We start from the raw sequence: 11494 nt of genomic DNA on the forward strand, positions 1-11494 counted from the left end.
GCTGCATTCCCCTTCGGGGAATGCGTGGTGGTGGGCACGAATTCCCTTCGGGAATTCTCGTTGGCGGCTTTCCGAATTCCCCGTTGGGGAATTGGTGGTGGTGATTCGGTGGGGTGCTGACTCCCTTTCGGGAGTCGTGTGGTTTTGTTTTGGGTGGTTTATCGTGCCGCCTTTCGGCGGTTTTGGGTTGGGTGGGGGGTGGTGTCTTGGCCCGTTGGGCCTGTGGTTTCTTGGCTTGCAAGCTAGTAATCTCCGGCTTTTCGAGGGGTGTGGCGGGGGTTTGTGGTGGTGTGGCGGGGTGTGTGGTGCGCCTTTCGGCGCTTTGTTGTGTGGTGCTGTGCTGGATTTTCTTGGGGTGGGGGTGGCCCCTTTTCAGGGGCGGAGTCGGGGTGTGCGCATCACTTTATCAGACGTCGGAGTTTACGAGATCCTAGGGTGCCCCGGTGGGTTCGGTCGGGTGATTGTTTGGGGTGTTGGAGCGTGTACGGTTCATGATTGTTTCTGATGTGCTGTCAGAGAGTTTATGGATAGGGCATTCCTCTGTGTGCGGTGGGGATAGAGAGGGGGTGGAAAGGGAGGGATGCCTTCGGCACCCTCGCTCGACAGCGGCCCTACGGGCCGTCAGGCCGGCCACCTCGAGGACGCGTTCGCGCACCCTCGAAAGCCTTGTCGGTGGCGTTCGAGGAAGTCAGCTTGCAAGCTTGAAATTACCTGATCAGCGGCCATATGGCGAGTTGCTGAGGGTGTGGTTTCGGGGCTACCGTCGATGCGGTGGGACGGTGCCTCAGCGGCCTGTCCGAGCGTCAGGGAACGGGGCAGGCAGTGGAACTGAACGAGGCTCAGGAGAGCGGCACCGACGCAGGGGCCGGAGCGCAGGAGCGGCCGCCGGTCTCGCCGCTGGTGGGCACCGTGGCGGACGTGGCGGCTCAGGTGTCGTACCCCCACTGGGGAGCGGTGCCCTGGACGCTGACGGCCAAGTCGAGTCTGGCGAAGGCCGACTTGCCCCGCGAGCCCGGCGGCCCGGTGCGCGGCTGGGTGGCCGGCACCGACTGGCGGGACAAGAAGACCGAGATCGCCCTGTACGCCGTCGCCGAGTCGGTGCCGACCAAGGCCACCGCCAACCAGCTCGCCGCCGCACGCCGGCGCAGCACGGCCGTGCGGGTGTGCGACGACTGCGGCGCCCACACCCAGCAGCCGCTCACGCAGTCCGGCGACGGGGCGCACCGGTGTGTGATGTGTCGGCGGATCGCCCGCATCCGGCGCTTGCAGGCCGGGCTGCGGGCCGGGCGGGGGGCGCTGGCCGAGTGGGCGCAGCAGCTGCTCGCCGATCCGCTGACGGCCGTGGTGTGGGTGAGCGTGGTGGAGGCGGAGCCGGGGGGATCGGGGCGGCGGCCGCCGTTGGCGGCGCGAGTGCACGTCGTCGATGCTGCGGGTGCCCGGCTGCTGGACGTCCTGGTGAAGCTGGCCGGTCCGCGCACCAAGGGCGCCCCTGTCGAGGCGGTGCCCGCCGAGCAGGGCGCAGCGGCCCTCCAGCGGGCCTTGGCGGGGCGCAGGCTGGCCGGGTGGGACGGTGAGGCCCTGACGCCGGTGCTGGAGCGCCTGGAGGCGCTGGGGCACCGGGTGAGGCTGGACGCCATCGGCCCCAAGACGTGGGAGCAGAGCCACTACGGACGCCGGTCCCCGCTGATGGCCGCGGCTGCCGGCCGGGTCGCCGCGTGGCGCGGTGAGCTCGACCCCGGCACCGGCAAGCTCCGTGCCGCATGGGAGCCCGGGACCGCCGACAGGCTCTGGCTGCTCCTGGGCGACGTCGCACAGGAGCAGCCCAGCGCTGGGTGAGTTCGGTTAGTTCTGCTGACGGGGCAGTCCGGAGACGTCGACGGTCAAGTCGAGTCGTACTCCTGGCTGGCCTTCAGCGGGTTCGCAGTCGTCTGGGCAGAGGTAGAAGGGGACCAGGTTCACCGAGACCAGGCAGATCGCTGTGCCCTTGTCCTCGAGCCACTGTCCAGCAGCCTTGAGCAAAGGTGCCGCGTCCTCGCCAGTGAAGCTGGCCAGTTCAAGGGCCGTGGAATTGACGTGAACACTGACGGGCACGTGGGGCATCGTCGTTCCCTTTCACTGGGACTGGGATGGGCTGGACGGAACTGCCGCTCGGCATCGGGCCCCGGCTGGACGCGTTCGGGGCTCGTCTGGGCAGCGGAGGGCTGATGGCCTCTCAGAGGTTCTTGAGTGCCTGCTCCGACGTCGCCCCGACCACGAAGGCATCGAGGCCTCCGTGGGGCAGCGCGGGCAGCGGGGAGGAGTCTCCCCCGCCCCAGTTGATGTTCGACACAAGCCAGCCGGCCGTGAACACGAGCGGGATCCCACGCTCGCGCGCCCGGTGGGCGATGATCCCGTAGACCAGGGACGCCGTGTCCTGGTGGTCGTCGAGCAGCCAACGCAGCATCTGCGCGATGTTCACCGTGGTGTCGGGCGCGTAGCGCACGGCCATCTCGAAGCTGGAGTCGCTGTTCTGCGTCCACCGCTCAATGCTCCCCGCGGTGATGTCGTCGCTGATCGACAGGATTGCGGAGTCCTCCAGGAGCTCCCGCAGCGCCTCCAGCGGTACTTCCACCTTGCGCTGGTCGAACAGGGAATGGGCGAAGTCGCGGCCGATCACAGGCATACCCCGATCTGCATGAGACAGGGCGGCACCTCGCCGCCCCGTACATGTCAGCGTCCCATCCACTTCTGGCGAGCAAGCCCGGAACCCGGAAATCAAAGGGATCGTTCGTGGGCGGGCGGGGCAGGGTGGGCATCGGCCGTTGCTTCGTGCGGCACCAGCTTCTGAGAAGAGGCCGGTGCCGGCCCGGGCTGCTAGAGGTTGGAAACCGACCTGTACTCATCGATCAGGTAGTCGTGCACGGCTTGTTCGGGCACCCGGAAGGAGCGTCCAACACGGATGGCGGGCAGTTCCGATGAGTGCACCAGGCGGTACACCGTCATCTTGGAGACCCTCATGACCGATGCCACCTCGGCTACGGTCAGAAAGTTGACGCCTGGCAGGGGACGCTCCTGGGGCGTCTTCGGGGCAACTGCCGCCGTCTCCTCCTGTTCCTCCTGGTTCATCCACTCGTGGAATTTTCCGAACGCTGCCGCCTTCTGTTCGTCGCTGGGTTCAGGTACGGCGTGTTCCAGCACCTGGTTGTAGAGCGCCCCCATCGAGATGGATTGCTCAAGGTCCTGGGTCTGCTCTTGTCCGCCTCTCATGCTCCCCTCCTCTGCTGAGTAGGTTCCATGTCACTCAGGTGGTCTACCCGGGGAAGCCAGGTTCCCAGCTGCTCGACCAACTGGTTCCGCGCGGTACGGCAATGTGAGCGAACCGTGGCGGGGGCGATTCCCAAGGAGACCGCGATCTCCTTGACCGAAAGCTCTTCCCTCCAGCGCAGCAGTGCCACTTCTTGTCGGGCTGGCGGCATCATGAAAATGATCTCCAAGCACTTCCGCAAGGTGGCGCGATGGACTACGACGTCCTCGGGCGTAGCCGGGGTGGACTCGTAGAACTGCACGACCTTGCTGTTCAGTGCGTCGCCAGTCATCTGATGTCGCTGGAGGTCATGCCATTTGTTCCAGCACACCGATCGCATCCACGCTTCCTGCCGCGCTTCACGTTGGGGTCCGAGTGTGTCCCAGCTCTTGGCGACGGCGTAGAAGGCCTCTTGCGCACAGTCTTCAGCAATCGCTCGCTGCCCTCTCGTCAGCACCATGCAGTACCTGTAGATCCGGGCATACGCAGAGTCAAACAGCCGAGCTAACTCCTTCTGCTGTTCTTCGGTGACCCGTGTTCCCACTGGTCACCGCCTCCTTCTCTTGCCGACTTCCAGGCGCATACCTGGTCCCCCTATGCCGTGTTCCTGTTCCACCACGCTGCCCAACGGCGCACGGTCGAGCAGCGCTAGCAGCGTCCTCCGACGCTGCCATTCACTCACCACCCGCTGCAGGAGCACAAGCACACCTACAGCAACCAGTACCTCCCAGGAGGGATGCCGGAGGAATGCGACCGGCACCGCCGAGCTCCACCCCAAGTTCTCAATCGCCCGTGTTCTCACATCTATGAATCGGATGAGGCGTCAAAAGCGTGCAACTGACATCCCACACTTCACCGAAGTGCTCCGCGCGGGGCGGCTGCGCAGCCGTGTCCCCGACGGTTCAGAGCTCAAGATCGTAGTCCGCCGGATGGCGGGGACCGTCGGTCATCGGTCCGAACCGGTCCAGTGCGGCGGCCGGGTCCCCTCCCAGTGCCCAGCTCTCGAACCCGGCCGGGGGCTGACCGGTGATCTTGCGTACCCGGCTCTGGGCTGTGCTGCGCGAGACGTCCATGGACTCTGCGAAGTCGGCGTAGCTCAGGCCGAGCCTGCGGGCGGTGCGAATGACGGCGTCAGCCAGGCCCTGCAGGCGTGGCGGCTGGAAGGTGTCGCAGACGGCTGTGCACCAGTCGTCCACGCCAGGGGTGGGGAACCTCGGCCGGCGGGCGACGATGCCGGTCCGCATCATCGCCAGCGTCACCAGCACGCTATCGAACCACTCGGCCAGGTCGACGGCGTCGATCCCGATAGCGTCGGCTTCGGCGGGGGTCAGGGAGATGGTGATGTCCAGTCCACCCTCCGCGGCGTCCTGCCCGTGTGTCTGACGCATGGACATGAATGGGGCCCCAATCGGTGCTAAGCCGCAGGTAGGGGCTGCGAAATGAACTTTCATACAGCCCTCCGGATGAACTTTCGTACACCCTTCGTACGGATCTTCATACAGCTTGCGCAGGGGCGGCGAGGACGCCCTCCCGCGAGACGAGGCGCTCGCCGATCCAGTGGTGGCGGCGGCAGACGACGCCCCTATACGGCAGCCGGGCTACCGGTCGCCGAACTGCCGGTTCAGGGCTTCGCCCGCCCGGACGGCTTTGTCCGCCCGGGCCTTGGCGTCTTGGAGCCGTTCCTGCTCGCGCCGCGCCTCGGTCTCCGCACGGCGCACCGGGCAGAACAGGCCCTCGATGTCGTAGGCCAGGGCGCGGCGCAGCTTGGCGCCGGGGCGCGGCCCGCGGGCGGCCAGGTGCCGGCGGATGGTGAAGGCGCTGACGTTGTAGAGGGAGGCCTGGGTGCTGATGATGTCGCGGCGCAGGGCGTCCGGGTCGGCTTTGGGCTTGCGGCGGGTGGCGTCGCGCAGGGCCACGGCGATGATGAACCCGAGCTGGTCGCGGGCGGTGGCCGGGATCGGCTGGGCGTAGCAGGCGCGCTGCCGATCGGGGGTCAGGTCGTCGTGCTGGCGGCAGTGGATGGGCGGCTTGGGCTTCTTCGAGGTCGCCATGGGGTGATCCTGGATCAGGCCGCCTGTGGACAGCGGCGGAGGAGAATGCCGGAGGACTGCCGGGTCGGCAGCAGGGGCTCGGAGGGGACGGCATGGTCGCGGTTCGGCAGGGGTGTGCGGTGGCAACGCTTCTCACCGAAATTGAGTACGCCCGCATGGTGGCGCTGGAGCAGAGCGGCCAGGAGCTGCCGCAGCTGGCCTGGTGCGAGCTGGAGCCTGGCCACGGCGGGGAGTGGCACTACTCGGACATCGACGGTGTGATGGACGGCAACTGGTGGCTGCGCTGGCACCAGGACGGCGGGCGGGAGCTGGTGCTGCTGCAGTTCTGCCAGGTGCAGGACCGGGCCTACCCGATCCCGACCCCGCCCGGCCACGACGCCGCCGAGTTGGAGCCCTGCACGCTGCCGGAGCAGCACGAGGGTCGGCACTCCTTCGAGTTCGACGTCCGGGTCGACGCCTTCGGCCCGCGCCAGCCGCATCTGACCGCCGGGGATCTGCGCCAGATCCTGGAGGAGTGGGACGACGACACCCCGGTCCGCTTCGCCGCCGCCCACGCCGGCGTGCTGGCAGACGACGCCGAGGTGATCCCGGTGGCCACCGGCTCCAGTTGGCTCCACACCCTCCAGCGCGACGGCACCGCGGTCATGCGCGGCAGCGTGGTGGTGATCGTGGACCGGGCCGTGGGCCCCACCCAGCTCAACCCGCAGGACTGACCGGTCCGTCTGCGCCGGGGTGCGACGTGGCAGCGTCGCACCCCGGCGTTCGGACCGCTCAGTCGAGCAGGGCAAGGCGCCAGTGGTGGTACTCCTGCCGGAGGTAGCCCAGGTTGTCGTCCACCTCGAACTCGCCGACGTCCTCCGCGCTTTCGGGCCCCACCCCGGTCTCGTACTCCGTGTCGTAGCTCACCAGCAGGCCGGCGGCCGCGATGGCGATGCCCTCCAGCTCTTCGTCGGCCGGGTTCGCGATCGCCAGATGGTCCACGTGCGCAGCGTGCCGGAGCAGCCCGTACCTCACGTCGTCCCAGGGGTCCACCAGGGCCATCACCTTGTGCGGGTAGCCCAGGTAGACCGTGTCCGCGGTCGGCCAGCCGTCCGCCATCTCGACCAACGCCAGGGTGTCCAGCGCTTCCGCCTGCTTCCAAAAGGCGTCCATCTGCTCCGACATGTTCTCTTCCTCCTGATTTGAGCTGCTCTTTCCTGCTATGGAGGAGCCTGCCGCCTATGGCCTGTGGATAACTTCCCGGCGTTGGCACGATCATGGAAGCTTTGCGACGGTAATACGGTGGTTCATCCGTCTATGTGAAGGCCGATGCCTCCGGGATCCTCGGCTGAGATCTGTCGCCGTGGGCACCGACCGCAGCTGCACGGCTGGCACTGGCAGGGCTCGGGTCGGGCCGACGTCGGTGAGCCGATTCGACGCGCGCGGAAATCGACGGGCGCAGCCGTCCGGAGTGTCACCACTGTCATTCCGCTGCGCCGGACAGGGCGCGGAGTGCAAGCGGCTGGCGGCTGCCCGGGAAAGTCACCGGATCAGTCACCAACGGGGGTCACGGCCTGGCCTGCTTGCTGCTGCACCGCAGATGGGAGCGGGTGTGTATAGCGGGTGTGGGTGCTTGCGCAAGCACTGCTGCTAGCGGCAGTGCCGGGACCGGCGGCTTGGGCCTGGGGGTCCGTCACGGGTGGGGCGGGCGGGGGTATTTCGGCCCCGGGCGGGGTGCGTCTACTGCTCGCCCGCTTCCGCACTTCGTTTACGGTTCAGTCGAGCGTAGCTCCCCAGTCAAGGGGGTGGGCGCGAAGATCGTTTCCTGTCCCGTCTCAGCTAAATCGAGGCAGTCTCAGTTCTGCCGAGGCATCTGCCTGGGATGCCTCACCTTCACTGAGACAACTGCAGGTCGCCGGAGCGAGCAGCGCCGGAACAACCGAACATTCAGCGTCGTGCCTCGGGTTGAGCGGGACGGCCGAAGAGGGTCCGTCTCACTTGATCCGAGGCACCGCAGGACACAGCCTCGGCCTGCCTCGGGTTATTTGAGACGGGACATTTCCGCTGCGTCCTGGGTCCGGTGCTGCTGCTTCACAGCACGGTTCCTTCCAGCGCGCGTCGATCTCCCGTCACCGCGTAGTGGCGGGCCGCCAGCAGGTGCTCGATCTCGATGCCGATGTCGTTGGCGAGTCGGTCCAGGCCGCCGTCGCGGGCCTGGGCGTCCGTCAGGTAGGCGGGAGCTATCTCCAGCGCCAGGACTCCGAGCCTGCCCTGGATCGCGACCAGCTGGTCGACCACGGCGCGCAGCGAGGCGACGTCGGCGGGGTCGACGTCGGTGTCGGTGTCGGTGAAGTTCTTGGAGGTGTCGGGGATCTGCGGCGGCGGCGCCGGGTGGCGGGCGGCTTCGACGACCTGGTGCACGAGGTCGCGGACGGCGTCCGGGTCGGCGCGACGGTCGGGGCCGTCGTCGGTCAGGGCGGCGGCGATGGCCTCGGCGATGCGGTCGGCGTGGCCGGCGACGTCACGCAGGGCGCGCTGGGAGAGCCCGAAGTCCCACAGCGCCAGCTCGGTGTCGCCCGTGGGGGACATCGCTCCGGCGCTGGCGGCGGCGCGGTTGAAGGTGTCCAGGGTGGTGGCGATCTCCAGCAGCCGGTAGGCCTGGCTGCGGCTCATCCGCAGCTCGGCTTCGGCGTAGGTGCCCCAACCGGTGTGGCCCAGCGCGATCCAGACCCTGCCCCGGTGGGCGGCGCGGACGCGGTCGGCCAGGTGGGCCAGGGCCTGGTGCGCTCCGTGGATCGCCTGCTGGAGCTCGCCGGTCAGCTGCCGGGCCGCCATGGCGTCGACCGGCTCATCATCCCGGCTCTCGGCCGGCACCCGCGAGGTCACCTCTCCATCATCGCCCTGCTCCGGGGGCGGAGCGGGGGCGCGCGGGAGCGCTGCTGTGGTGTGCGGCCGGGCTGCGCGCCGGGGTGAGGACAGGCCGGGTCGGCGCGGGATGATGTCGGTCATGACCGAGCCCATCCCCGACGACGCCGTGCTGCCGGTGACCGCCCGCGTCCCGTTCGGGACCAAGGAGCAGCTCAAGACGTTGAAGCCGCTCTTCAAGGCGGAGCAGCGGCGGGCGCGGGTGCTGTCGCTGTCGGAGCCTTGGGACGTGCGGAAGCTGTCCGGGCGTGAGGCGGCCGAGCGGCGGACAGCCTGGTACGCGCACCGGGCCGAGCTTCGCGCCGACGGACAGCTGCTGGACTCGCTCGACTCGGTGGTGATGCTCGAGGTGCGGGCCGAGCTGCGGGAGCGGGGCTGGAACCACGCCTGGCCGCCGCTGCCGGCCGAGGCCCTGATCCCGGGCCGCTGGCCCGGGTCACGCGACGGCGGCTACCCGGAGAAGGTCCCGGTCCGGCTACCCGCCGGGCTGGTGCTGCGGGTGCGCTCGGCGTGCTGGCACACCTCGGCCGAGGCGATCGGGCAGCTGCGGGACTGGCGCGACCGGTGGCCCGACGCCCTGCCGACCCGGGCGTTCCGCGACGACCACGAGGATGAGGCGCTGACCGAGTACGAGGAACTGGCGGCGCAGGTGACCACCACCGGCGAGATCTGGCGCTCCGCCCTGGACCGCCTGGTCGACGCGACCCCGGCCCTGCTGGGGCGCACCGCCGCCGCGGCGTAGCCCGGCCGGAGCCCCGGCGCCGCCCGCGCCCGAACCTCCGCCGCGGCGGGTGGTGGATGGGTCGTCAGGCGGTTTGCTGCGCGTCCTGGTGGTGGGCTCTGAGCTGGGTCGTAGGATCGCGCGGGTGTCCGATGATGTGGAGATTCCGTCCGAACTGGCTGCGGTGTACCGGGCCTGGTGGGCCGCTCATGCCGAAGTTGCCGCCTACGACGCTGCGGTCACCGAGGAGCGCAGGCAGTTGTTCCCCGATCCTGGCGGACGGTGGGATCCGGAGGCGGCGCTCCAGCGCCGGCAGTGGGAGCCGGAGCAGCAGGCCGAGCTGGACCGGCTGCGCGCGGTGCGGGACGCGGCGTTCGAGGCGATGTACGCGCACCCGCTCGCGGTCCAGGCCCGGGAGGCGAGGACGTGGAAGACCGTCAGCGCCGCGCTGCAGAAGCAGATGCTCGCCGAGCTGTAGTCGGTCGCCGGGATCCGTGCTGGGCCTGGTGGCCGGGCGGGGAGACTGGTGGTGGCCGTCTCCGGCGCACAGAGGCCCGGTCGAGGCCGGGGACGGCCGCAGGACCGATCGCCCGGCGATGGTCGGCGGGTCAGCCTTCGGGGCGGGCCAGCCGGTCGGTGATGTCCAGGACGGCGGCGGGCACGGTGGCGGTGGCCTCGGTGGTCAGGACGCTGGCGGCGGTGCTCAGCTCGTCGAGCGCGGTGCTCGCCTCCCCGGCCACGTCGGCGGCGAAGGGCCAGTTGCCCTCCTCCACCGATCGGGCGAGGCGGTCCATCAGGGCCAGGGCGTGGGCGTAGTGCTCGGCGAACCGCTGCCCGCCTGCGGTCAGGGTGCCCGTGCTGTCGGTGGGGTCGGTGGCGCTCATGACGCCATGGTGACGCGTGGGCCCGGACCGCGCACCAGGGACTCCCCCGCCCGCCCCCGGGGCCCTGGTGGCTGTGCCGCGCCCCTCGCGCTCCCCGGTCCGGCGCTGTGGCCGGGCCCTGCGGCAGCACGCTTCCCAGGCGCCTGGGCACCAACAACACACCTTCTGGCCGCAGCAGCCGACGGCACCGGGACTGGACCCTCTGCGCTTCACTTCTTCTTCTGAGCGCAAGAGGGTTGTCGGCAATCGAAATGATCTTGAAAAGAACCCCTGACCTGGGCAAATACCGACCTTTTGAGTCGAGGGCCTGGAAGGGGCGACGGTAGCGGCCACGGAAGGGACAACGCCAGGGGTCGCGGGGGCCGCTTCCGGGGGGCTGGAGGCCTCGCCGCTGCCCGGGGCGGTCTCTCCAGCCTAGGCGGTGCCAGCCTGCTGGTCGAGGTCATCGGGAGCGGGTAGCGGGCCCCTGGGTCGGGCAGTGTTCGTCAAAGGATCCCGCCGCGGCGGACCCGGGCCTAGCGTGGTCGACACCGACTCTGACGGCACGACACAGGGGGACACGATGCTGAGCACGACGCGGGTACTGGAGGTGCGCTGGACGGCAACCCATGTGGTGGTGGGGCTGCCCCGCTTCCACCCGGAGGCCAACATGCACGGCCACCAGTGGTCGGCGGAGTTCCATGTCACCGGCTCGGGCGAGGCCTTCGCCATCCGAGACCTGGACGCCACCGAACGCGAGGTCGCCGAGTGGGCCGCACGGACCCTGGACCACCAGCACCTGAACGAGGTGATGGACAACTCGACCTCGGAGGAAGCCGTCGCAGCCTGGCTGTACGAGCAGTGGGCCCCGCAGGTGGAGGGACTGGTGCAGGTACGGATCAGCGCACGTCCCGGTGAGTGGACCGCCTTCACCCCGCCCGCGCAGCGGTAGAGGCGGCGACGATGGAGAAGTTCATCCCCTCCTTCCGCGGTGCGCCCTGGCCCGACGGCTCCGATCCCGACGCCCCGGAGGCCAGCACCAGAGTGCTCCACGTGTACGCGGTGCCGGATCTGGCGGTGGACCGGGAGCTGGCCGTGCTGGTCGGCGAGTGCCGCGCCGCGATGAAGGGCTATCCGATTTTGCCGGCGGACGACGTCTTCCTGCACTTGACGCTGGAGGTGGTCAGCGTCGGCACCTCCGACACGGTCACCGCCGAGCAGCGGGTCAGCCTGGTCGAGGCGCTGCTGGTGGCCCTGGCGAAGGTGGACGCCTTCACTCTCGACCTGGGCTCGCCGCTGGCGGGCCGAAACGGCGCCTTGATGGACGTCCACCCGGACGCCGAGGTCGACGCCCTGCACCGGGTGATCCGCTGCGCGGTCCAGAACACGGTGCCCAGCGACTTCCACTACCCGGTGGCGCCGGTCCACATGAGCCTGGGGTACTCGTTCGCGGACGGCAGCTCGGACAAGCTGCAGAGCGCTCTGCGCCGCATCCGCCCGAGCCACGCCACCATGACCGTGGCCAGCGTGCAGCTGGTCGACGTCCTGTTCCGCCAGGTCCCGGTCGGCGACGGGCAGCAGGCGTGGGACCTGAGCTGGGACCACGTAGCGACCTGTAGGTTCTCGATTCCTGTGGCCAATGTCGATGGGGTGGCCTGCTGAGTTGTTGTTG

Annotated in this window: 15 protein-coding genes; 6 read left to right on the forward strand and 9 right to left on the reverse strand. The window is 69.2% G+C overall.

The window, feature by feature from the left end; translation table 11 throughout:
• The first annotated feature begins 822 nt into the window (after positions 1-822).
• Entirely contained in the window at positions 823-1836 is a 1014-nt protein-coding gene (locus ABH925_RS30570; protein ID WP_370153199.1) for a hypothetical protein, read from the forward strand.
• 6 nt (positions 1837-1842) lie between these two features.
• Here the strand turns inward: ABH925_RS30570 and ABH925_RS30575 are convergent, their stop codons facing one another.
• The 6 genes from ABH925_RS30575 to ABH925_RS30600 all read right to left on the reverse strand — a co-directional run bounded on the left by ABH925_RS30575 (position 1843) and on the right by ABH925_RS30600 (position 5334).
• The gene (locus tag ABH925_RS30575; RefSeq protein ID WP_370153200.1) at positions 1843-2091 is read right to left on the reverse strand and encodes a hypothetical protein; all 249 of its coding nucleotides are present in this window, start codon (positions 2089-2091) and stop codon (positions 1843-1845) included.
• Between the two features lie 121 nt (positions 2092-2212).
• Positions 2213-2662: a hypothetical protein gene (locus ABH925_RS30580; RefSeq protein WP_370153202.1), complete on the reverse strand. Its 450-nt coding sequence runs from the start codon at positions 2660-2662 to the stop codon at positions 2213-2215.
• A gap of 191 nt (positions 2663-2853) precedes the next feature.
• Complete coding sequence (locus ABH925_RS30585; protein WP_370153353.1) at positions 2854-3105, reverse strand: helix-turn-helix domain-containing protein; 252 nt, start codon at positions 3103-3105, stop codon at positions 2854-2856.
• Positions 3106-3242: 137 nt separating this feature from the next.
• Positions 3243-3827 (reverse strand): RNA polymerase sigma factor, encoded by a 585-nt coding sequence (locus ABH925_RS30590; protein WP_370153204.1) that lies wholly within the window; start codon positions 3825-3827, stop codon positions 3243-3245.
• A gap of 358 nt (positions 3828-4185) precedes the next feature.
• On the reverse strand, positions 4186-4671 hold the full coding sequence (locus ABH925_RS30595; RefSeq protein WP_370153206.1) for a hypothetical protein: 486 nt from the start codon (positions 4669-4671) through the stop codon (positions 4186-4188).
• 210 nt (positions 4672-4881) lie between these two features.
• A complete protein-coding gene (locus tag ABH925_RS30600; protein WP_370153208.1) occupies positions 4882-5334 on the reverse strand; it encodes a hypothetical protein in 453 nt (150 codons plus the stop codon).
• Between the two features lie 119 nt (positions 5335-5453).
• Here ABH925_RS30600 and ABH925_RS30605 point away from each other — a divergent pair, with 119 nt between their 5' ends.
• On the forward strand, positions 5454-6047 hold the full coding sequence (locus ABH925_RS30605) for a hypothetical protein (protein WP_370153210.1): 594 nt from the start codon (positions 5454-5456) through the stop codon (positions 6045-6047).
• 58 nt (positions 6048-6105) lie between these two features.
• Here the strand turns inward: ABH925_RS30605 and ABH925_RS30610 are convergent, their stop codons facing one another.
• Together ABH925_RS30610 and ABH925_RS30615 are read right to left on the reverse strand one after the other, a co-directional pair.
• Positions 6106-6498, reverse strand: coding sequence for a hypothetical protein (locus ABH925_RS30610; protein ID WP_370153212.1), 393 nt, complete (start codon positions 6496-6498; stop codon positions 6106-6108).
• 906 nt (positions 6499-7404) lie between these two features.
• On the reverse strand, positions 7405-8322 hold the full coding sequence (locus ABH925_RS30615) for a hypothetical protein (protein WP_370153214.1): 918 nt from the start codon (positions 8320-8322) through the stop codon (positions 7405-7407).
• Here ABH925_RS30615 and ABH925_RS30620 point away from each other — a divergent pair.
• Together ABH925_RS30620 and ABH925_RS30625 are read left to right on the forward strand one after the other, a co-directional pair.
• Positions 8321-8980: a hypothetical protein gene (locus ABH925_RS30620; RefSeq protein WP_370153215.1), complete on the forward strand. Its 660-nt coding sequence runs from the start codon at positions 8321-8323 to the stop codon at positions 8978-8980. The two genes, ABH925_RS30615 and ABH925_RS30620, sit on opposite strands and share 2 nt — an antisense overlap.
• Before the next feature lie 124 nt (positions 8981-9104).
• On the forward strand, positions 9105-9437 hold the full coding sequence (locus tag ABH925_RS30625) for a hypothetical protein (protein ID WP_370153217.1): 333 nt from the start codon (positions 9105-9107) through the stop codon (positions 9435-9437).
• Between the two features lie 130 nt (positions 9438-9567).
• Here the strand turns inward: ABH925_RS30625 and ABH925_RS30630 are convergent, their stop codons facing one another.
• Positions 9568-9843, reverse strand: a complete 276-nt coding sequence (locus ABH925_RS30630; RefSeq protein ID WP_370153219.1) for a hypothetical protein — start codon at positions 9841-9843, stop codon at positions 9568-9570.
• Positions 9844-10405: 562 nt separating this feature from the next.
• Between ABH925_RS30630 and ABH925_RS30635 the strand changes: the two genes are divergently transcribed.
• Both ABH925_RS30635 and ABH925_RS30640 read left to right on the forward strand, forming a co-directional pair.
• A complete protein-coding gene (locus tag ABH925_RS30635; RefSeq protein WP_370153221.1) occupies positions 10406-10774 on the forward strand; it encodes a 6-carboxytetrahydropterin synthase in 369 nt (122 codons plus the stop codon).
• Positions 10775-10785: 11 nt separating this feature from the next.
• Entirely contained in the window at positions 10786-11484 is a 699-nt protein-coding gene (locus ABH925_RS30640) for a 2'-5' RNA ligase family protein (protein ID WP_370153223.1), read from the forward strand.
• The last annotated feature ends 10 nt before the right edge of the window (positions 11485-11494 follow it).

It is taken from the genome of Streptacidiphilus sp. EB129, assembly GCF_041262645.1.
Lineage (GTDB): Bacteria > Actinomycetota > Actinomycetes > Streptomycetales > Streptomycetaceae > Streptacidiphilus.

What these genes read in the sequence shown, in the direction of transcription:
- ABH925_RS30580 (WP_370153202.1), bottom strand. Translation starts at nt 2,662, where the DNA reads ATGCCTGTGATCGGCCGCGACTTCGCCCATTCCCTGTTCGACCAGCGC.
- ABH925_RS30610 (WP_370153212.1), bottom strand. Translation starts at nt 6,498, where the DNA reads ATGTCGGAGCAGATGGACGCCTTTTGGAAGCAGGCGGAAGCGCTGGAC.
- ABH925_RS30620 (WP_370153215.1), top strand. Translation starts at nt 8,321, where the DNA reads ATGACCGAGCCCATCCCCGACGACGCCGTGCTGCCGGTGACCGCCCGC.
- ABH925_RS30585 (WP_370153353.1), bottom strand. Translation starts at nt 3,105, where the DNA reads ATGAACCAGGAGGAACAGGAGGAGACGGCGGCAGTTGCCCCGAAGACG.
- ABH925_RS30640 (WP_370153223.1), top strand. Translation starts at nt 10,786, where the DNA reads ATGGAGAAGTTCATCCCCTCCTTCCGCGGTGCGCCCTGGCCCGACGGC.
- ABH925_RS30595 (WP_370153206.1), bottom strand. Translation starts at nt 4,671, where the DNA reads ATGCGTCAGACACACGGGCAGGACGCCGCGGAGGGTGGACTGGACATC.
- ABH925_RS30615 (WP_370153214.1), bottom strand. Translation starts at nt 8,322, where the DNA reads ATGACCGACATCATCCCGCGCCGACCCGGCCTGTCCTCACCCCGGCGC.
- ABH925_RS30600 (WP_370153208.1), bottom strand. Translation starts at nt 5,334, where the DNA reads ATGGCGACCTCGAAGAAGCCCAAGCCGCCCATCCACTGCCGCCAGCAC.
- ABH925_RS30630 (WP_370153219.1), bottom strand. Translation starts at nt 9,843, where the DNA reads ATGAGCGCCACCGACCCCACCGACAGCACGGGCACCCTGACCGCAGGC.
- ABH925_RS30635 (WP_370153221.1), top strand. Translation starts at nt 10,406, where the DNA reads ATGCTGAGCACGACGCGGGTACTGGAGGTGCGCTGGACGGCAACCCAT.